This window comes from Acinetobacter shaoyimingii, assembly GCF_011578045.1.
In the GTDB taxonomy this organism is placed as follows: domain Bacteria; phylum Pseudomonadota; class Gammaproteobacteria; order Pseudomonadales; family Moraxellaceae; genus Acinetobacter; species Acinetobacter shaoyimingii.
The window spans coordinates 922,315-944,032 of sequence record NZ_CP049801.1 but is presented as its reverse complement, the minus strand read 5'-3'; the positions used below and the strand labels follow the sequence as shown (position 1 = coordinate 944,032).

Annotated in this window: 13 protein-coding genes and 1 other RNA gene; 1 reads left to right on the top strand and 13 read right to left on the bottom strand. The window is 38.2% G+C overall.

Translation table 11 applies throughout. The features are described from left to right. Nucleotides 1-29: 29 nt before the first annotated feature. The 10 genes from G8E00_RS04315 to ssrA all read right to left on the bottom strand — a co-directional run bounded on the left by G8E00_RS04315 (nucleotide 30) and on the right by ssrA (nucleotide 16,194). Nucleotides 30-719: a GntR family transcriptional regulator gene (locus tag G8E00_RS04315; protein WP_166012240.1), complete on the bottom strand. Its 690-nt coding sequence runs from the start codon at nucleotides 717-719 to the stop codon at nucleotides 30-32. 153 nt (nucleotides 720-872) lie between these two features. Next, a complete protein-coding gene (locus G8E00_RS04310; RefSeq protein ID WP_166222167.1) occupies nucleotides 873-3,014 on the bottom strand; it encodes a TonB-dependent receptor family protein in 2,142 nt (713 codons plus the stop codon). 197 nt (nucleotides 3,015-3,211) lie between these two features. Next, entirely contained in the window at nucleotides 3,212-3,535 is a 324-nt protein-coding gene (locus G8E00_RS04305; RefSeq protein ID WP_166012238.1) for a DUF2149 domain-containing protein, read from the bottom strand. Continuing rightward, the gene (locus G8E00_RS04300) at nucleotides 3,535-4,038 is read right to left on the bottom strand and encodes a MotA/TolQ/ExbB proton channel family protein (RefSeq protein ID WP_166222165.1); all 504 of its coding nucleotides are present in this window, start codon (nucleotides 4,036-4,038) and stop codon (nucleotides 3,535-3,537) included. The genes G8E00_RS04305 and G8E00_RS04300 overlap by 1 nt, the downstream gene beginning before the upstream one ends. Nucleotides 4,039-4,047: 9 nt before the next feature. Continuing rightward, nucleotides 4,048-8,256, bottom strand: a complete 4,209-nt coding sequence (gene cobN, locus G8E00_RS04295) for a cobaltochelatase subunit CobN (protein WP_166222163.1) — start codon at nucleotides 8,254-8,256, stop codon at nucleotides 4,048-4,050. Nucleotides 8,257-8,258: 2 nt separating this feature from the next. Further along, on the bottom strand, nucleotides 8,259-10,193 hold the full coding sequence (locus G8E00_RS04290; RefSeq protein ID WP_166222161.1) for a TonB-dependent receptor plug domain-containing protein: 1,935 nt from the start codon (nucleotides 10,191-10,193) through the stop codon (nucleotides 8,259-8,261). Between the two features lie 486 nt (nucleotides 10,194-10,679). Beyond that, nucleotides 10,680-11,177, bottom strand: a complete 498-nt coding sequence (locus G8E00_RS04285; protein WP_166222159.1) for a hypothetical protein — start codon at nucleotides 11,175-11,177, stop codon at nucleotides 10,680-10,682. 775 nt (nucleotides 11,178-11,952) lie between these two features. Next, nucleotides 11,953-13,242: an McrC family protein gene (locus G8E00_RS04280; protein ID WP_166222157.1), complete on the bottom strand. Its 1,290-nt coding sequence runs from the start codon at nucleotides 13,240-13,242 to the stop codon at nucleotides 11,953-11,955. 12 nt (nucleotides 13,243-13,254) lie between these two features. After that, nucleotides 13,255-15,546, bottom strand: coding sequence for an McrB family protein (locus G8E00_RS16370; RefSeq protein ID WP_166222155.1), 2,292 nt, complete (start codon nucleotides 15,544-15,546; stop codon nucleotides 13,255-13,257). Nucleotides 15,547-15,835: 289 nt separating this feature from the next. Then, nucleotides 15,836-16,194: a transfer-messenger RNA gene (gene ssrA, locus G8E00_RS04270) on the bottom strand. A 128-nt stretch (nucleotides 16,195-16,322) separates the two neighbouring features. Between ssrA and glpK the strand changes: the two genes are divergently transcribed. Further along, a complete protein-coding gene (gene glpK / locus G8E00_RS04265; RefSeq protein WP_166222153.1) occupies nucleotides 16,323-17,801 on the top strand; it encodes a glycerol kinase GlpK in 1,479 nt (492 codons plus the stop codon). A gap of 157 nt (nucleotides 17,802-17,958) precedes the next feature. Here glpK and G8E00_RS04260 read toward each other — a convergent pair whose 3' ends face one another. The 3 genes from G8E00_RS04260 to G8E00_RS04250 all read right to left on the bottom strand — a co-directional run bounded on the left by G8E00_RS04260 (nucleotide 17,959) and on the right by G8E00_RS04250 (nucleotide 21,688). Then, nucleotides 17,959-19,485 (bottom strand): DHA2 family efflux MFS transporter permease subunit, encoded by a 1,527-nt coding sequence (locus G8E00_RS04260; RefSeq protein ID WP_166222151.1) that lies wholly within the window; start codon nucleotides 19,483-19,485, stop codon nucleotides 17,959-17,961. A 6-nt stretch (nucleotides 19,486-19,491) separates the two neighbouring features. Beyond that, on the bottom strand, nucleotides 19,492-20,580 hold the full coding sequence (locus G8E00_RS04255) for an HlyD family secretion protein (protein ID WP_227591411.1): 1,089 nt from the start codon (nucleotides 20,578-20,580) through the stop codon (nucleotides 19,492-19,494). 610 nt (nucleotides 20,581-21,190) lie between these two features. Beyond that, on the bottom strand, nucleotides 21,191-21,688 hold the full coding sequence (locus tag G8E00_RS04250) for a thioesterase family protein (protein WP_166012228.1): 498 nt from the start codon (nucleotides 21,686-21,688) through the stop codon (nucleotides 21,191-21,193). Nucleotides 21,689-21,718: the final 30 nt, after the last annotated feature.

Genomic DNA, 21,718 nt, shown 5'->3' with positions numbered 1-21,718 from the left:
AAAACATATAAAAAAGCATATTCATTTGCTTAACCTTGGATATCCAAGTTCATCTCAATTTTATCTTGTGGCCATATTTCCACATCATATTCAATCACTTGATCACTAGATTTTGAAATACGTTCAATATAAATTGCGGTTTGATTAGGTGGAACTCCCAAATGATGTAGATCTTCTTTGGCAACAGCAGTATTTTTTATTTTGAGCTGGCTACTGGTATAAGGCACATTGTATTGATGCATAACCACTTCTTGCACGGAAGAAATAATGTCGTGTTCTAATATATTAGGAAATAGTTTGAGTGGTAAATAATTATAGGACAGCAATACAGGCACATCATCGGCATAACGTAATCGAACAATTTCAACAAAACCCTGCTCTTGATGCGCAATATCAAAATGCTGTATTCCTTCAAAATCCTTCACGATATGTGTTGAAATCAGTTCAGTACGAATTTTGAAACCCTGCGCGCTCACATAACCGTTAAAATTATCGGTAGATGTTGGATAATATTGAATCTTCTTATTGCTGACAAACCAACCCACATTCTGAACTTTATAAATTTTATCTTCAGCTCGTAACTGTTCATACGCCTTGCGAATGGTTTCTCGTGAACAATGATATTTCATTGCTAAATAACGTTCCGATGGAATCAGCTGATTATGGCTATATTTTTTCAGCTCAGAATCTATTAAATCTCTGATTTCCATGTATTTCATAGATAAACCTTACTCACTGATCACGAATGTGTTTGCTTGGATTATCTATGGAATATTGCACGATGCAAAGTAAAAAATAACAGTTCAGCCTTTTAAAATGCTGTGCACAACAAAACTCACGGATGCGAAATATCAATGCTGTGGCGATCCTGTTTAGAAATTGAAAGATACGCCTGCATAAGTAGAGAAACCTTCTCCTGGTGTTGAACGAGCCACATCGTTCCCATTATCGTTAAAACCAGGCGTTACCGTTGCTGCATAATGACGGTTACCGATGTTTTTAAAATCAAGCCACGTTTGCCACTTTTGACTCTCTGGCGCATAGCCAAAACTCAAGCCCCAAATCTGATAACTGTCTGCATACGCACTATTGGCATAATCCACTGGAATTTTTGATGAATACTCGGTATTGATACTGGCAAACATACCTTTTGGATGATCTAAACGTAATTGCGCTTGATAATAATGTTTGGGAATTCCTGCCAACTGATTTTTAGCAAAAGTTGGGTCATTTTTGTAATGAAAATCACTATAGGTATAGGCTTGGTTGAAGGAGATTTTACCTAAAGTGTCATGTTGCCAAAGTGGGCTATTTAGTGCCACTTCAACACCTTGATGAAGGGTATCACTTGCATTTGATTCAGCGACAAACAGATCAGGCAATGGTGATAGCTCCACCATCAACAACTCATTTTTCACTTTGGAATAGTAGTAACTCAAATCCCATTGTCCAAATGCATGTTCACCACGTGTTCCTAACTCAAATGTTTTTGCCTTTTGCGTATTTAAATGTACAGGCTCACGTTGTCGCCCTGCCGCAGGACCACTACCAGCGGGGAAATATACATTTGAACCCCAAATCATTGACCAAGGATGTGCAGGTTCTACACTATGACTATAGTTCGCATAGAGTTGCATATTGGGGCTAAATTCATAACGAAGCCCAATACGTGGAGCAAAGTTCCATTCATATTCACTGATTTTTTGGTCAGTTACAGGGTAATACACTTCATTTTCACGATGTGTATACATTGCTGACATTGCGGTGCTCAGCCAAAGATTTTCTTTTAAAGCTAAATCATTGCTCAATTGAATGACATTGTCCGAACCTCGATAGGTATATTTACGTGTAATTGTTCCTGCTGGATAACCATTCATATCCAAACGTAAAGACTCTACTACGCCTGAATCTGGACGATGTGTCGTACTTAGAAATAACACTTTTCCCGTACTGTCTAAACCGAGTAAGGTATAAGGCTGAATGAAACTTAAACTTGCAGTCACATCTGAATATTCAACATGCGTGCGATATGGACTTTCTCTTAAATCCATTGGATAACGATGATAAGCAACACTTCCTTCTAACTTTGCTCCATCATCCAGACTAAGCGTGGTTTTATTCGCAAGCCACGTACTTCCGGGTTGTATTCGTTTGGTGTCATAAAGCAAGTTATAGTCGTTGGCAGCTTTGGGATTATCTTTGATCTGCTGTTTGGTTAAGCGTCCAGGAGTCTGATGTTCAGTTTCTCGGTAACGCAAATAAAAACGCGTTTCCAGATGTGGACTGATTTGATAGCCAAGATTTGCAGCAACACCTTTGCTCTCACCTGATGATAACTTTTGAAATCCATCATAGGTTGAACCACTTAAAGTAATGTAATAATCCAAGTCATTGATCTTCTGTCCTGAACTGATGGCGTATTTTTGATAACCTCGACTGCCCAATTCATATCTGAGTTTTAAACGTTCAGCGTCTTGACCTGTTTGAGTGACGTAATTAATCGCACCACCCAATGCCATTGCACCTTTTTCAAAGCCGTTAGCACCTCTATATACCTCTGCATGATTGAGCCAAAAGGGTTCAAGTAATTCATACGGCGTACCACCCGGTCCTGTAAATGGAATATCATCCAACAACACATATAAACCTGAAGCATGAGCACCGGGCGCACGATTAATCCCTGAGCCACGGATCGATACTTTTACACCTTCATTCCCTGCTGACTTTGCATAGATTCCAGCTTGCAGTCGAAATACATCTTCCGTTGTGGCAACACGACCTTGTTCTAGATTTTTGTGATCAATAAAATTGCTGCCACCTGCGACTTTTTGCATTTGCTCTTTGGCTACATGATGAGATGATCGATCATGCGCATTTAAAATAATCGGACTCAGCTGTTCTATTACTTCTGTTTTTGATGATGAAATTTCAGTTGCATAGAGCGACGCATTTACACCTATCGTGAAGAGACTTAAAAAAAATTGTTTTTGATGTAATGCAATCGTGTGATGCATAGAAATCCCCCAATATGCCCCTTTCAAATCAATGTATTGTCTTAATCATTTGAGGGTTCATTTGTAATGTATGAATAAATTTTAAGCAAGTTTATTCTTTAGAGATTTTCAATATTTAAAACATCAAATTTTGTTAAATCGCTATATAAAAAAATCACTTAGGAGAAATGCCATGTTCCTCTTAAGTGATTTAATCATTATTCAGATTTTGATTCGGTTTCAGGCACATAAATCATGCGACCATCATTGAGCTTGTAAGTTACTCCAGCCTTGCTCCCTTCGCCCTCGCCCATTTGTCCAGTAGATTCATATTGTTTTAATTCTTGTCCCTCTTTGAATGAAATTTTCATATTCTTTTCACCTGGGTTTTCGATCACCATGACATTATTTTTTGAAAATGGATTAAGGGGATTTTGAACAACCAACATCATCAGAATCACAGTTATCACTAAAAAAAGATCGATCAAATTGACAACTGAAAGCATTGGATCATCACTCTCATCATGTTCTAAAAAGCGCATTATGCTTCTCCTTGATGAAAGCTATCAAATTCTTTTTCATACTCACGTAATTCTTCTAGCAACCAACGACGACGAATAACCAAAATATAAAAACAAATAGAAGCTGAAACTAAAGATAAAATTACAGAAGAAAATGCCACCACCATATTCTGCCCCACTTGCTCTGCTTGGCCTGAAGACAAAGCCAATAAAGCAGGCCCCATTGGGATCATGGTTGCGATCAGCCCCAACATTGGTGCAGTTCGGGATACAATTCTCAGCCACTCCAAACGCTTGATAATCCATAACTCTAAGTCATCTGTAGATGTTTTTAGTTGATTCTGTGTTGCGTACTTTATGAGCACTGAATTGTAGTGTTTTGAGGTTCTTAAAATACTCTCTATCACAAAACTTCCCAAAGAAATCAATGAAAAAATAAGTGTTAAAAAAATCAACAACATGACCGGCCATAGAAAAAGTTTAGATGCTTGATAAATTAAACTTTCGAGTTCTAAAATTTGCATAGGTTCCTCTTATTTCGTTCGCTGTTGCATAAATTGTTTAAAACCACCAAGCCCAACCAATAAACTCAGCAGAAAGACACCCAACCACACATAGTCTTGTGTTTCCGATTTCTTCTTCACTTGCTCTAAAGCCTGACCTTTAACTTTTTGATGCGTTTGGTTCTGAATATTTTTTTGATATGTTTTAGGTGTTTGTATTTCTATAGAAGATTGACTCTGATGTTGAGCTGATTGATTGGCATCGGCTTCTTTCAGAGTCTGCATTGTTGGATTTAAACCTCGTCCCGAAGCTTGATGATTTTGAGTGCTTTTATCATCGCTTTTATCATCTATATTGCGCTGTATTTCAGGTGAGTTTTCAAGGTTTACTTGATCAATTGCTTTATCGACTTGCTTGCTATTATCTGAAGATGCATCGACATTTTGCTTCAAAATACTTTGGGTGAATTCATTGAGCTTTTTAGACTCTAAAGGCAAATTCACTTGTTTTTGCAACGCTTGAATTTTTTCTGCAATTTCTCGTTTTGTCTCATCATCAGCTTGCCAATAGTCTTGACGAATCGCTTCCGCTATACGATTCAACACCTGAAGCTGTGCTGATGGATTGTGTTGTTTAAACCATTCATTGACACCCAGTTCGCGTTTATCTTGAACGTAAGTTTCATACATATCTTGCCATTGGTCAGCACGGACAACTGAAGGATCTGTCACATTCCAGCCATATAAATTATTGGTCACATTAATTACCTCCAATGTGCCTGCATAACCCTCCTTTTGCATACTTTTAATCCACTCAGGATTTAAATAATGGGTACGCAATTCATCTGATAAATAAGCTTTCAATGAGGTCACTTCAGCTTTATTTTGACGTAAATCCGTAATGAGCAATTCGGGTGATTCTCCTTGAACGGAACGAACAGCTAAGGACAATCCCCCTAAATATTCAAAGGGATGATCTGTCGATAACACACCATGCACATTTGAAGAACGCGACATGATCGCGACATCAACGCCTTTTAAATTTTCAGCAAATAAATTGACGGGCGCTTTTTCACCCCACGTTTTAACGCCATAGGCATATTGCAAGTTATTTAAGAAGGTATTTGCTAATTCTTGCTCATTATCCCAATCATCATAAGACAATGTTTTTTTCGTCAAACCTGAGCCATATTCTCCAGGCTCATTACTAAAAATTTTAAGCTGCGATAGTGCTTTGGCTTGTTCAGGATCAACTTTTTGTGCAATTAATGCTTGTTGAATATCCTGGGCATTTTCATAAATCTGATTGTTCGGTTCATTTAAGTCTGAAAGTTTCGCCATTGCACCTGCAAGTAAACGCATAAAAGAATCAAATTGATCTCGATAAACACTGGTGGCTTGAATCACAACATCCACACGTGGTCGCTTAAGCGCTTGTTGTGGAATAATGTCTAAGCTCACCAGTTTTCCTGCCTGATCCCATACAGGTTTTAAACCAAGTGCCGCCAAAACCTGTCCTTCGGACACACCTAAATGTCGAATTGTTTCCGATGACCACAGACTAAACGCAATTTTTTTAGGATACTGTTTAGGATGGTTTTGCTGATATTGCGCAATCATCTGCTCAAAGGTTTTTTGTCCCATTTCATAAGCGGCTTTAGTCGGAATTTTATTGACTTCAAAAGCATATAAGTTTCGTCCACTGACACTTTCAGGCTGACGAATCGGATCTCCACCTGCTCCGGCTAAGACATAGCCCCCAGATAAAGCATTCAATAAACTTTGCATTTCTCCATCTGCATTTAAATATTCATAATTTTTTTGTGCAGTTTCGATATACGTTTTTAGTTTTCTACTTTGCCCTATCTTTTGAACATCAGCATCAACTTGAAGATCTGCAGCCTTAGATTTAAGCCACCCAAAACCTTTGGATTCAGGCGGATTTAAAACATAATGTGCCAAATAACGATAGGCTAAGGATTTACGAATCGTTTCAGCATCGGCATTGAATACTTCATTTTTATCTAAATCCAATGCCTCAAAATAGCCCGCATCTAACTGCTGTAAAACGATCATTAGACGCTGATCTTCTGGTGCAGACGATCCAAAACGATGTAACCCCATAGGTACAGCTTGTTGTGCGAGCTGATGCAAGTGATCATGAAGCTTGTTATAAAATTGTGGAAAGTCATTTTGAACTTGAGCTTTTGTTAAATTTAAGTCTTTAAGAACACCACTTTGCTCAGTTAAAGCGATGATTTTTCCTTGAATCTGTTGCTTTACTATACCGTCATCAAGCTGAGCAAATTGATGAATTAAATCGTGCATATCTCGTAATTCATCATATAAACCAGAAGGTGCCAAAGGTGCAGTTTGATGACTTACCGTCACTGCACGACCACGGCGTTTTGCTTGCATGGCTTCCGCGATATTATCCTGAACATAGGGATAAAAAATGGGTAAAGCGCCAGCAGTCAATAATGGATAATCGTCAGCCGCTAAGCCTTTCTCCTTTCCAGGTAACCATTCTTGTGTCCCATGTGTCCCCAAATGAATCAGCGCATCGGTTTCTTGTTGCACATATAAATAAGTTGCCAAATACAAGGGATCTGGAACAGCATCTTGACTGTGGTAATTTTCACCGACTTTCGCACCACGAGGAGGTTGAGGAAGTAGCAATAAATTTCCATAACGTTGACTTGGGATGGCGAAATAAAGCTCACCTTGTCTTTTCACGACAGCCCAATGTTTTGATAATTTTTCAATATCTGCACTTTCTTGTAATTGTTGCTGGCGTTGCTCAGGTAAAGTCTTTAACCATTGAAGATAGGACTCAACAGGAAAATAACTCAGCAACTCTTTCTGCTCTAATTCAGCTAATTTTTCATGCTGATAATATGCAGATAATAAGGTTTGAGCATCTGCAATAATTTGGGTCTCTTTAATCAGTTGGGTGATATATCCATTTTCTTTTAGACTTTTTTGAATATTTTCGATGCTCAAAGGAATATTTAAGTTAGATGCAGACAAATTCTTTTGTCCATACGGATAGTTCCAAAACATTATCCCTATGTGCTTTTCCTTATTTGCTTTATTTTTTAATTTTGATTGTGCAATGACACGATCAAGTAACACATTGACCTGTGGCTCAATCCAACGCTCTTGACCACCATCATTTAACGACAGTACCAAAGGATCTGAAAAACCCCATGTTTCTGGTAGACTCAAAAAAATAGAAGCTAAATGTGGCGGAACACCAGATTTAGAATTGTTCCATTGTTCGACGTTGCCATTAAAATTTAAACTTTGAATCATCGGAATATTTAATTTTTTCAACTCAGCGACGATATCTTGACCATTTTGAATATGGGTCATATTAACCATTGCAGTGATTGGAGTATCCTTAAAAAAATCCGAAAGTTTGGTTTTACTTTTCGATTCACTCCAAAGTAATACAATAGGAACAATCCCTTTTTGCTCAGTCAGTTTTATCAGCTGATCAATTTTTTCAGAGGTTAAATTGGTGATATTGCTTGGATGAAACACATAAACCAAATAGGCTGTTTGTGCCTGAATCGCTAATTTTTTCTGATCTGTGACATTCTGCTGATACCAATCTAAATAGGATTGCACACTGTCAAAATAGCCTTGTGATCCAGTGTGATAAATCGAAATTTCTGGTAGTTTCTGCGTTTTAAAAGTGATTTTTTTACCTTCACTATGCCAAAGGTGTATGGCTTCAAAATAGTGTGAAAAATTGATTTCACCACCGTTGTAATACAGATCTAATAATTTAAACCCAAATAATTTGGGAATTTTTTGAAACTGCGGTGCACCACCACCAATGGTCATATACGCTTTGTCTTGTGCTTTTAAACTTTCCAGAGCAAGTTCTTCAACCTGTTTACGATCTGGTGGACGCGGAACATCCAAGATTACGACATCCGCTTGTTGAATAGATTGCTGAACAGCTTGTTGATTTTGATTGACCTGTAAGTGCTTCAATTGCACATTTTGCTTTGACGCGATTGGGGCAAGTTTTTCAAATTTTGTATTGGCAACAAAATCGGTATGTAACACCAACACTTTAGTTTGAGCATCTGCTGTATGTGCAAAAGCAGTATTTGACATGAAATAAACACATAAGAAGATGCTCAAAATACCTAAGATAAAGTTCAAATCTAAACTTTTTTGAATATGAATTGGATCTATTGGATTACGAATTAAAGATTTCATCATGATTAAAATCTCACATTCATGCCAACAAAATAACGACGTCCAGCATCACTAAACGTTTGTAATTGATCAGGTTGGATGCCAATTTTTTTATCCGTCAGATTTTCAATTCCTGTCTGAATAGTCCAATTTGGCGTAACTTTATAATCTGCATAAATGTGCCAGAAGGTATAACCCTGGCTATATGGTGTATTCACAGCCTGAAATTGTTTACTACGATATTGCTGACGCAACTTTGTTTGCAATTTGTCATTCACTTGCCAAATGACTGAACTATTCAATTGATGCTTTGAACGATCTTCAAGTGGGATATTTTTACTTTTATCTTTTGCGTCTAAATAGGTGTAATTGGCTTCCACATGTAAATACGGTTCTATTTGATAAGCAGCACTCAACTCGATACCTTGTAATTCAGCCTTTGCCACATTGACATAATCTAGACAGATTTTTCCTGCAACTGAACAGGTAGGTTGGCGCTGTGTTTCAATCAAATCATCCACATTGTTTCTAAACCAACCAAGCGATGTTTCAAAATTATCTCGATGGAAATGTAGACCGACCTCATAAGAAGTATTGGTTTCAGGCTTAAGATCAGGATTACCTCGAATAATGCCCATCCCCCCCATTGCCGCATTCGATTCGAATTCTTTAGACAACTGTTTTAAAGTCGGAGCCTTATACCCTTTACCAACACCTGCCTTAACTGTCCATGCATCGTTGAATTGATAAGCTATATTAAACTTAGGACTCAATTCCCAACCAAAATTCGGATGTTCATCGCCACGTGCCCCAAATCCAACTTTAAATTGATCAGAGATTTGCCAAATATCTTGTAGATAAATTCCATAATGGGTAATACTGTCTTTTTGTTTTAAATTGACCGTTGGATCTTCCAACTTTTCCTTACGAAGCTCATTACCCACTATTAAATGATGATTAGATAAATCAAATTGAAACTGCGTCGATGCAACTTGATCAGTCAATTTTTGTGGAGATGTCGTATCTCCGCCATCACTGCGCTCACTTTCTCTTTTGAATTGTGTCTGATAGAGCTGAACAATACTTTTACCCCAACTCCATTGACCTTCGTGTTTTAACCCGAATCGAGTCCGCTCAATTTCATCATCAACTTGATAATATTGATTACGCGTCCCCCCTCTTAAGTCTCGTCGATCTTCATGACCATACTCACTAATAAACTCAATTTGTTGTTGATCCGTGGCTTGCCAAAATACCCCCAGATGACCTCTGGCATTTTTCTGCTCATCATGTTTACTTAAACGAGCGTTGCTAGGATCTTCAAGTGCATCTCGTTTTCTAAATTCACCCCAGAGATTAACACCTAATTTATTTTCAATCAGTGGACCAGACAAATACGCACTGGTTTTATACTGATCACCACCTAAATTAGATTCATTCCATAACGATTGAATAGAAGCAGATCCTGTCCATTTCTCAATCGGCTTTTTAGTAATGATATTCACCACACCTCCCAAAGCCTCAGAACCATAAAGTGAAGACATCGGTCCTCGAACCACTTCAATCTGCTCTATCGCTTCGGTTGGCACCCAATTTAATTCACCATCAGAATGTGCAATTGCTGAGGATGAACTATTAATACGTTGTCCATCGACCAGATATAAAGTATGACTAGGGTTCATGCCTCGAATAGAAACACTTTTGCGATTTAAACCAATACCTACGTTTTGCAGACCTACTCGATCATTCAGAGCATCTGAAACATCGTTTATGAATCGCTCATTGAGTTGCTTACCATCAATCACATCAATACTTGCCATCACATCATGAACATTTTCTTTTTTCGCAGATGCTGTCGTCACAATCGTATTCATACTATGTGTTGGATGATTATTGGTGTTTGTTTCTTCTGCAAATACCACATGGCTAATCAATAGCCCCATTACTAAAAAGAGACGCATAATTATGTTTAAGGTTATTTTTCAATGCGCAAAATGTTATGTTATAACATTACAATATGCAATTTTTAATTTATAAATTTCTATTTTTTTATATCCAAGTTGAAAACTTGTACTACAAAAAAAGCCACTCAAATGAGCAGCTCTTTTTCAGTGTATACATATAAAATGAACTTAAGGTCTAACTTTCATTTACAGTGCTATTTATAAAATTTTGTTTGGATCTGTACCATAGTCAGAAATTCACTTTTCACTCGAAAATATGAAAATACGTAAAAAATCAGATGATGACATGGGCTTTTTATGTTCATTCATATCATGATTAAGGATTCATGTAGAAGTTCAAATTAGTCCGATCAGTCAAAGGCTCAGATGATGTAACCAGCATGATATTTTGACGTGTTGCATTTAATGGAAGGACCATTTTATCTTGCTAAATAAGGGCGAATTTAAATCTGAGTTGCGATAGCTTTACAAGCCTGCTGATCATTAATCGCTTTGACCATGACATATTGATGCAGCAAATGTGGGAAAAGTTCTTCCGTCTTCTGCTCTATTAAATTCGGCTTTCACCCAACTCGGTAGATCAAACTGTAACTCCCACATATCTAAAAGCAACATATCCAATAAAAGTTCAGGTCTAATCAGCAAACTTCCTATGCCTAAATACTTAAACAAAATAACCTTGCCACTTTGAAGTTGGAGCGATAATTCTCGTTTTCTCCAACCAATGCGATGCGTCATAGATGCCACTTCGCTCAGTGGCAAAACCATCCCCCTAAAAAACAAACAAATTCTTTGGTCTTTATCAACAAAAAAACCGAATCTTCCTTCTGGATAGTTGATATAACGTCCACTTACAGTCACATCGTTCAATGACATAACACACGGTGATAGCTTATACCCAGCTGCTGATGCATGTAATAACAGACGTCCATCACCATAAGGAGAGGAATCAGCCCAAGGTAATAACAAATAATCCTGCATTGTTCTCTCCTGAAAAGTTAATCCGCATTCACAATGCTTTTCATTTCATCGACTCCATTCTTTTTTTATTCTCTATAGGACTGTGTCTCAAATATTTCTTACACCATTATGATTGGAAGATGGTCATCGTGAGCATTGCGGATTTTATTTAAAATATAGGGACAATGTATTTTTAAATTGTAATTTTAGTCTTTTAATATCATAGTATTAGGTTTTTATACACTAAATATTGGTTCACCTACAAGATTGCATTATTGGTTATTTTTTATGCATCAAGAAAAGTAACCAAGACAACGTCTGATTCGGCTTTATTAGTGTTGATTCGGCTGGATTTAACTTACTTTATCCGATTCAAATATTCAGTTCTCTAAAAAAACTTTAACTTTTGAATTAATTTATGATTAGAGGACAAAAAACCACTTAAAAAGTGGCTTCTTTACATAGTCATTTGGAGATGGCGTCAATTGAACTCAATATATAAGTTTTTGTATTTAAAAAATTAAAATAGTTATATAAATTACAGTGTACATAACGGTGTACAAATTACTTGTTGCTAGGCATGGTTTAGCTCAGTTTGGTGGAGAGAATGGGAGCTCAAATTATAGTTACAAAAAATTATATATTCTAAATTGTTGATAAATTAGTATCTCTCTCATAATCTGTTTAAATTATATCTCACTTCTCCCTCTCTGATTTAATTAGACCATTACACATAGACTAAAGATGAATTTTAACGATTGCTACATGAAATTTATTTAATCAATTTAAAACAGGCCTAATCAAGCAAATAATCTAATACTTTTTTCGGTTCATCCAAATGAAACGGAATCGCTCTTAAAAGGGCTTTATCACTTTCAACATTAAATTTAAACTCCAACTCATTATCAAAGTGTGTAACCTGAGGATAAATTATAATGACTTGACTAGAATGCTGTAAGTAATAATGACTATAAGCAAACATCTGTTGAATATCACCATCCTTCAACCCAAAACGTCCAGCTCGATCATTTTTGTTAATCAATTTCCACTTTGTGTCCAAGACAATAATTTGATTCGTTTCTTTATGCTGAATATGGATATCAGGTCTTAATCTAAAAATAGGCTTTTCTTCATAAAAACATATATGTTGACTCGATATCTGGGTTTTCACATTCCAACGAATTAAGTTACGACGCAAATGATAGGCAACATAATTTTCAAACAGCTTCTCCATAGGGAACAATAAACTCATGCCACGCCAATTACCTTGTGTAGATACAGGCATGTATTCACCTAAGATGAGCTCCGTCCAAAGTTTAATCTCGGCATACGCAGCAAGTAAGCGCCCTGACTGCCATTGCTTAAAATCCTGCTGAATGTTTTGACTTCGAGGAATTTCACTAGTCATCAAACGTAGTTCTTGAGCAAGCTTCCAATTGCTCGCATCTTTGGTCTTTTTACAAACCACTTCTAATGCTGTGCGAATCAGACGATTCTCAGGTCGATTAACCTCATAGACATCGTGTTCAATCGGGAAAATATGCTTCTTTGCAGGTGGCTGACGCATGTATTTCACATGCTGTAATTGCCCACGTAAAAACTTTTGCTCCTCTTGCACTCGATTATAGTCAAAACGTATACCACGTTGAATCAATCGCTCGAAAGAGGTAAGGAATTGGGTAATAATCCACTCATGTAATGGTTGGTTTTTAAAGCGGTTTAGGCTTGCAGCTCCGGCTTCTCTTGATGACAAATGTAAAGATACCTTCAGCATAGATTGCAGTAAATTACGCTCTTTTCGCTTTACAGATTCCTCATCGTCAGTATCGAGTTCAACATGCTTCGGTAGAATTTCAATTCGTGTAGCACATGGGGTTTCAATCACACCCACATATTGATCTAGCTTTAGCTTTCTACGTCCTGCAAGTTCAAACACTTTTGCACCATGCTTAGAAAATGAGGCTGAGAGCTCACAGAGATGCTCGAATGCCTTTTCAGAAATATAAGCATGGTCTAAGCTAGACTTAGGGCAACCTTCATATGCAACGCTGATGAAGGCATATTCTCGGACGATAAAATCAGGCATCTAGATCCCCGATTAATGCTTAATGATTTTGCTAAAGCTAGCAATTGAATCAAATGCCGTCTCCACCAATTGCCAGGTTTTTTGTTCTTCAAAGAAGTCTTCTGAATCACTCTCTATATTTGGAAATAAGGCAGAACGTTCGATAGGTTTAGCTTTCAACATACCGTTAGCATTTAATACCATGTTGATTTTCGCCCAGTCATCAAAGAAGTATTCTTGAAGCTGCGGAATAATTTTTTGTTTAAAGATGGCTGATAGATGCTCACGACTACGGTCTTTATTTAAGCTCATAAAGTTGGCATGACCAATACAATGATCACGGTCTAACAGCACTTCAATACGTTGATTGATGATCTTTAACAGCTCACCAACGTTCACCCCCTCTACCTCAATTTCAATCAGTAACTCTGGCTTCGGCGGCATCTCAACAAAGGTAAAGCGACGGCGCAATGCAATATCTAAACCTGTTAAAGAACGGTCTGATGAATTCATTGTGCCAATGATGTAAACATTACTCGGGACAGAAAATTCTTCCTTTGAGTATGGCAATGTTACTGATAACTCTTCTTCAGCACCTTGACGTTTTGAGTCCTCAATCAAAGTAATGATTTCACCAAATATACGGGAAATGTTGCCTCGGTTAATTTCATCGATGATTAATACAAAGTTTTTTGAGCGAGTGTCATTATCTGAAAATTTTTCATCTAATTCAGCTTTAATATAACGAGCAATAGCCCAAGCATAAGCCTGATTACTTCGTATATTTTCACTAGGGTCTAATAAATAATTTTTGATTGCTTTTTTTGAAATCACAATTTCATTTTGTGTTGTTGTTCTCACAGATATTCCCCCTTTCCCGGAGCTGTTAAATACTGTGAATTCCACGCCTGTTTTTGTTTCCAACAGCTTTTCATTTAGAGAAATTTGTGCAACAAAGTCATCTATTTCTTTATCTATATAAACTTCTGATACATGTTTGAAAGCAGCTCTGTTACAAATTTCTTTAAATACTCCATCTTTCACCTCATAGCTTAACTGACCATTATCATCTGTATCAGCCCGAATTCCTTCAACAAAATCTTCATAGCTAAAACTCTGATGGAAAGTGACAAACTTAATTTGACCTTGTTCTTTATAATCATCAAATTTTTTCTTTAATTCTTTACGATCTAATTGTGGATCATATTCTGGATCCACAATCGACAAAGCATGATTAATGGTATTGTAAGTTTTACCTGTACCAGCAGCACCAAATAGAATACGGTTTAAAGGTTTTTCTAACTTGCTCACATTATTATCCTGATTTCGAAATTGATTTATTTTTTCTTGATCTAAATTGCCGTCATACCAAACACAAAGCTTTTCTAAATCATCGCGATTACTCACAATAATATAATATGCTTTATTACCTAACATCAGTGATTTTGCATGTGTGGACAAATGATGATGCCTTGGATCATCTTCTGAATAGGCTTTTTTAACGAGTAACTTTAGTTCTATTGGTGGTTCAGCATCGCAGATGATGATAGGCGTTTTTAATTTAGGATCTAATGCTAACTCTCGGCCTTGAGAAGTCTTGAACGCTGCTATATGTTTTGTACTCGTATACGTATTTGGATATCTATCATTGAGATAATTCACAGCACTTTTAGCATTAAAGTTTTTTGAGACTTGTCTGTCATAAATACGCCATAAAAAGATATTCAGTGAAAATAAATCTGTTTTACCTGTTTCCAGTTCTTCTTTAAAAACTGTCTTTACTTGTTCAACTAAAAACTTATTTTTTACATACCAATTATTGTCTTGAATTTCTTTAGGAATAGTAATAATTTCGCTTTCATTTAAAAAACGAACTAATGCATTAAATTTATTAGCATCTACTAATGTAGAAACATCTAAAGTACATGAAGCACATGCACGATTAAATAACAGTGGTCTATTCGTACTACTATATTGAGTCAGTAATTGCTCACCATAACTATGCAGTGCTTTATATGCCTCTTCAGTAGGTCGTTGAATGATATTTTCTATAACATTCAGAAACTCACTATCTCGAATAATTTTATCAAACACGTCATTTGCGAGATTTGATTGTCCTTTAGAAGCGACCCCATTAGCATCATTTTTTAGAAATTCACTTAAAAACTCTAGATCTTTGGTTACACTTAATTTATAACTATTATTCAGTTTTTGTTTTACTTCTTGCACCTTATTAAAAGTACTTTCATAATCTTTACGCCAACTCTTTTCCTCGCCTGACTCAACATAATCATTGAACCATTGTTTCAGTATTACAATGTTCACTTACACCTCTTTATTCATTTCTATTTCGTTTATACGACAAAAACATATCCATACATGAGCAGGTTTAAATTACTTCAATTTAATGATCTTCATGTTGAAGAATTTCAAAGAAATGATCGGGTAATTAAGTTTTTTAGAATTTAGATTCTTCATCATATAACATGATTTTTCAATATTTTACCAATCATACACGATGTAATACATGATATAAATCAATCTATTCCATTAAATTAACTTTTATACACCCAATAAAAAAGCCACTTTAAAAAGTGGCTTTTTCACAGAATTTTGGTGGAGATGGCGGGAGTCGAACCCGCGTCCGCAAGCATTACGCTCGAGAATACTACATGCTTAGATATCGTCTACTATTTTAACTCTTTGTGACCCGACGAACAGGGTACAAATCGCGATCCTCTAAGTTTAGTACAACACCCCGAGGCTTGATGTTATACGGACTTGTGTGCGTGCGCTTCAGTCGGACTCTCTAACCACAAGTATTCGGAGAGGCGGACAAGCTGCCCTTAGGCAGCTAGAGCGTAAGATTCGTCGTTTGCGACTAAAATATGCAAATTTGATTTACGAGAGAAAATGCGCTCTCGGCATGCATCTATGAGTTTCATCACCAGCGTCGAAGCCAGGAACATCCCCAAGTACAACGCAATCATAGCATAGATATCTAAAATTACGAGGCAATTTATCAAGATTTCTATACATCACTGCGATTAATTTTAATATTGCGGTAATATTTACTTTTTCAAGTGTCAAAGAAACGAAATATGAGCTATTTACTTGCACTCGATCAAGGAACGACATCCAGTCGTGCGATCATATTCGATGAACATGGAACCGTTCATGCAACTGCTCAACGTGAAATCCAAATTCAAACCCCACATTCAGGGTGGGTCGAGCAAGATGCACAAGAAATCTGGACTACGCAAATCGCAGTCGTACAACAAGCCATCGCTTCTGCACGTCTTATGGCAAAGGATATTAAAGCCATAGGTCTCACCAACCAACGTGAAACGACTGTGGTATGGGACAAACGTACGGGTCACCCCCTCGCTCCTGCGATTGTCTGGCAAGACCGCCGTGCAACCGAATGGTGTAATCAACTCCTGGAACGTCATTTAGAAGACAAAATTCAAAACACTACAGGTTTACGTATAGATCCTTATTTCAGTGCAGGAAAATTGGTCTGGTTACTCGATCATGTCGATGGTTTACGCACTTTGGCTGAGCAAGGTCATGTGGCATTTGGCACCATTGACAGTTGGCTCATTTGGAATTTGACCCAAGGGTCTGAACATATGATTGAGATGAGTAATGCCTCTCGAACCATGCTCATGAACTTAAAAACACAACAATGGGATGATGAACTGATTGAATTGTTCAATATTCCCAAATCTGTATTGCCAAAAATTGTCGCATCCGACAGTTATATTGCCAGTACTGCTCAAGGGCTTTTAGGTGCAGAAATTCCGATTACAGGCATATTGGGTGATCAACAATCTGCCCTGTTTGGTCAATCGTGCTTCGAGGTTGGAACGGCGAAAAATACCTATGGTACAGGCTGTTTCATGCTGTTCAATACAGGCTCACATATTCAAAAAAGTCAAAATAAACTGCTCACCACGCTCGCTTGGCAATGTCAGGGTCAAACCTCATATGCGCTAGAAGGCAGTGTCTTTATGGCAGGTGCAATTGTGCAATGGCTCCGTGATGGGCTCGGTATCATTAAAAATAGCAATGAAGTGGAACGACTGGCGTGCAAAGTTCAGGACACGGACGGCGTGGTCTTGGTGCCTGCATTTACAGGACTCGGTGCGCCACATTGGGACAGCGATGCACGTGCCTTACTGTGCGGCATGTCACGCGGAACGCATAAAGCGCATATTGCCCGTGCCGCATTGGAGGCGATTGCCTTTCAAGTGTCTGATGTTTTGACAGCAATGCAATCGGACATTGCACAGCCTTTAAAAGAGTTAAGGGTTGATGGTGGAGCGAGTCAAAATGATATGCTCATGCAATTCCAAGCCGATATTTTAAATGTCCCCGTATTGCGCCCTAAACTTTTAGAATCCACTGCGTGGGGTGCAGCGGCCATAGCAGGTTTAAAATGTGGCGTATTCAATAACCTTTCTGAGATTTCAGAATCATGGCAACTCGACAAAGTCTTTGAACCGCGTATGAGTGAAGATGAACGTCAAACCCATTTATTCAAATGGAATGATGCGCTACGACGAGCAAAGTCTTGATGAATCATCAGAACCATTATCTTTTGGATTTCAATAAGATCTAAGATTGATTAAAAAAGAATCGCCATATGAACCTCTATCCATATGGCGATTTTCAAATCAAATCATTTAAAACAGCACCTTGATCTCAATGTCATTTTATCAATCAATGTACTCATCAATGTGCATGACCACCTTCAACAGCACCTTTGGCTTTCGGTGCCGCCCAGATAATTAAAGCTGCGAGTAAAAACACTCCTGCTAAAATCAAAAACACATGATTGACCGACAGCGTCATGGCTTCTTTATCGACCAAGTTGGACACAATACCCATTACACTGCCCTCACTATAACCATGATCGATCAAGTGCTGTTGGGTCTGCTCAATGTTTAAATTCGACACCATTTCACTACGAGCAACTTTGGCATGATCATCCCAAATGGTCACCGCCAGTGATGCACCAATTGCACCGGCCATGGTTCTTAAGAAGTTCATTAACCCAGCAGCAGATGCCATTTCTTCCACTTTGACTGAAGCCAAAGCCAAATTTGTCAATGGAATAAAGAAAAATGGAACGGCAAAACCTTGAATGATTTGTGGCAATGCCAAGGCCATAAAATCGGCATTGGTGGTCCAAAAGGCTCGCATTAAGGTCACGCCACTGAGTAATAACAAACCAAAGCAGGCTAATGCCCTTTGATCGTATTTGGTAGCAAGTTTTGCAACAATCGGCGACATGGTCAAACTGCCAACGCCCATGGTTGCTGTTAAATAACCAGCCCATGTGGCGGTATACCCCAAGTTAATCTGTAGCCACTGCGGAATGAGCACAATACTACCAAAGAAAGCGCCGAACCCTAGTGCCAGTGCAAAGGTTGCTAGGGTAAACCCTCGATATCTAAATATTTTGATATCGACCACAGGATGCTTCTCGGTCATCTCCCAAATCACAAAGGTGATAAAACCGACAATGGTGATAATGGCGAGTATCCAAATGCTGGTATTGTTAAACCAGTCTTTTTCATGTCCCAAATCGAGCATCAGTTGTAGCGCACCAATCCAAAGAATAAGGAGCGATAAACCCACGGTATCAATTTTTAGTTTGGCAATTGGCGTTTCAGCAGATTTCAATAGTTTCAATGCAGCGAAACCACACAAAATACCCACTGGAATATTAATAAAGAAAATCCAATGCCAAGATAAATTGTCACTGATTGAACCGCCCAAAATTGGACCTAAAATTGGACCAACCACCGTGGTCATGGCCCACATACCCATGGCTTGAGATTGCTTTTCGGGAGGAAAAATACGCATGAGCAACATTTGACTCAGTGGCATAATTGGACCACCAAAAATCCCTTGCCCAATACGACAAATCACTAACATGGCAAGGCTACTGGACAATCCACACAAAATTGAAAAGACCGTAAAACCCAATAAGCTGAGCCCAAACACCCGAACTGCACCAAAACGTCCAGCCAGCCATCCTGTCAGTGGAACACAAATTGCCTCTGCAACGGCATAAGAGGTAATAACCCACGTCCCTTGCGTACTCGATACCGCCAAACTCCCTGTAATGTGTGTGACAGAGACATTGGCAATGGTCATATCCAAGACCACCATAAAATTGGCCAGTGCCAATACAAAGGCGGCTAAGGCAAGTTTGCCACCTTTTAAATCGCCATAAAGCGCTGTGCTATTCATTCGCCATTACTTCGACTTTAGATCAATCGTAGCATCCATCGACAAACCCACACGCAGTGGATATTTGTCTAAACTCTCAGGATCCAATTTGATTCTGACAGGTAAGCGCTGAACCACTTTAATCCAGTTACCTGTTGCATTTTGTGCAGGAATCAAAGCAAATGCTGCACCTGTTCCCCCTGCAAAACCCACCACCGTGCCATGAAACTCAACATCATCGCCATACAGATCTGAGGTTAATGTTGCTTTCTGACCAACACGAACATCCTTAAGCTGACTTTCTTTAAAGTTCGCATCGACATAAATTTCAGATAATGGCACTACGCTGAGCAAGTTAGAGCCTGGTGCAACACGTTGACCGACTTGAACATTACGCTGTGCGACTACCCCATCTAAAGGCGCAACAATGGTGGTTCGTTCTAAATCCAGTTTGGCTTGATCAACTTTAGCTTTAGCCACCAATACGTCTGGAGCTGTTCCCTGATTTGTCCCCTTAATCAAAGCTTCGTTTGCAGCCAAATTACTTTCCGCTGCCTTACGTTTCGATTGAGCTTGTGCCAAGCCTGCTTTTGCCACATTCAAATTGGCTTGAGCCGTGTTATACGCACTTTGTGATGTCGTGAGTTCTTCTTTTGAAATGGCCCCAGAGCCTATCAATTGTTGACGTCGATTCAATTCAATTTGCGCACGTTCCAAATTCACTTGCGCTTGAGCAACTTGGGCTTCGGCACTTTTAATATCATCATTACTGACCAAAATTTGCGAATTTAAAGAACTGCTGTTTGCTGAACTTTGGGAAAATTGACGTTCTGCTTTAGCAAGTTCAGCTTCAGCTTGCGCCAATGCAATATTGGCATCACGCGGATCAATGATCGCGAGCACCTGACCTTTTTTGACTTGATCAGTATCATTGACCAAAACTTGTTTGACTTGACCACTGACCATAGAGGTCACTTGCGCTGTTTGTGCACCGACATAGGCATTGTCTGTATTGACAGTATTTCCAAATATGAAACTCCAAATGGCATAAATTAAGGCAATCACCACTAAAATAATGGCAAATATCGTCAATAATTTTTTGCGTTTAGATTTCATTTCAACATCTGTTTGGCTTTCTGCCTGCACTGAAGCGGCATCAGCATCAGTTGGAGTATCGGCTTGAGTGTGCTGTGGATGTTGATTTGCATTTGAATCATCAGGTGCATTGTTATTTGGGTTATCCGTCATTACATCTTCCTGGCTTTAAAGTCATTGCTCGCTACATCACCTATTCGATCACGCGACAAGTGAATGAATCAGATCCTGTCTTCAATCCACATATAGTTTGCTCGATGTAGCTGAAAAATGCTTTTTTGAAAAATTATGCTTTTGATTCTACTGCGAATGAAATCTTCAAAAATAGATAAAAGCGTTACTCATGCGTTTATATTGATGAAACACCATGATTTTTATACGTTTTGCATTTTTTTAAATCACTAAATGCACAAAATAAGCCTTGTATCATTAAAAAATATTTATGGTCGCAAACAACCACCTTTGAAATGGCAAAAGCCCCTATCTAAATGAAAAAGCCACCGAATATCATCGATGACTTAACAAGAAAAAGTAATCTGCTGTATTTCAGATATTCAGATAGATTGTTGGTGATCTTGGTCAGGAGCGTTGAACATCATGATAACAAGAGCAATCTATCCTAACGAATATCTTAATAAGCGTAAGATGCAATACCCGCAGCAATCTCTTTACCTTCATCATTTTTCATGATCATTCGCATGGTGCAGCCTTTTCTTCCCATACGCATCACTTCAGCGGTTGCAATAAAATATTGACCACGACCAGGTGATAAATAATCGACACGCATATCAACTGTCGCTAAACGAGAAACTTTTTTTAAGGTTTCAGCAAGCTGATCAGGTTCAGAACGACGATACAACTCAGCCATTGCGACAATACCGCCAATACTATCGAGTAAAGTTGCTGCCACACCACCGTGTAAAATTTGGAATGAAATATTACCAATCAAATTTGGCTTCATTTCAATGTAGCCTTCAATTTGGTCACCGACCACACGCATTTGCATGCCATTAAAAGCAAAGTAGGGAGAGGTATTAAATACTTGAGTTAGTTGGTTTAAAACTATACTCAAATCAACTTTCGAGCCGAGTTGGATACTGCCCGTCCATTTTTTTTGCGAATCTATCATATAAAACTCAAATCATCATCATGAGAAAAA

Excerpts from the sequence above, each read along its gene's own strand:
- G8E00_RS04315 (WP_166012240.1), bottom strand. The coding sequence starts at position 719 with ATGAAATACATGGAAATCAGAGATTTAATAGATTCTGAGCTGAAAAAA.
- G8E00_RS04310 (WP_166222167.1), bottom strand. The coding sequence starts at position 3,014 with ATGCATCACACGATTGCATTACATCAAAAACAATTTTTTTTAAGTCTC.
- G8E00_RS04305 (WP_166012238.1), bottom strand. The coding sequence starts at position 3,535 with ATGCGCTTTTTAGAACATGATGAGAGTGATGATCCAATGCTTTCAGTT.
- G8E00_RS04300 (WP_166222165.1), bottom strand. The coding sequence starts at position 4,038 with ATGCAAATTTTAGAACTCGAAAGTTTAATTTATCAAGCATCTAAACTT.
- cobN (WP_166222163.1), bottom strand. The coding sequence starts at position 8,256 with ATGATGAAATCTTTAATTCGTAATCCAATAGATCCAATTCATATTCAA.
- G8E00_RS04290 (WP_166222161.1), bottom strand. The coding sequence starts at position 10,193 with ATGCGTCTCTTTTTAGTAATGGGGCTATTGATTAGCCATGTGGTATTT.
- G8E00_RS04285 (WP_166222159.1), bottom strand. The coding sequence starts at position 11,177 with ATGCAGGATTATTTGTTATTACCTTGGGCTGATTCCTCTCCTTATGGT.
- G8E00_RS04280 (WP_166222157.1), bottom strand. The coding sequence starts at position 13,242 with ATGCCTGATTTTATCGTCCGAGAATATGCCTTCATCAGCGTTGCATAT.
- glpK (WP_166222153.1), top strand. The coding sequence starts at position 16,323 with ATGAGCTATTTACTTGCACTCGATCAAGGAACGACATCCAGTCGTGCG.
- G8E00_RS04260 (WP_166222151.1), bottom strand. The coding sequence starts at position 19,485 with ATGAATAGCACAGCGCTTTATGGCGATTTAAAAGGTGGCAAACTTGCC.
- G8E00_RS04255 (WP_227591411.1), bottom strand. The coding sequence starts at position 20,580 with ATGAAATCTAAACGCAAAAAATTATTGACGATATTTGCCATTATTTTA.
- G8E00_RS04250 (WP_166012228.1), bottom strand. The coding sequence starts at position 21,688 with ATGATAGATTCGCAAAAAAAATGGACGGGCAGTATCCAACTCGGCTCG.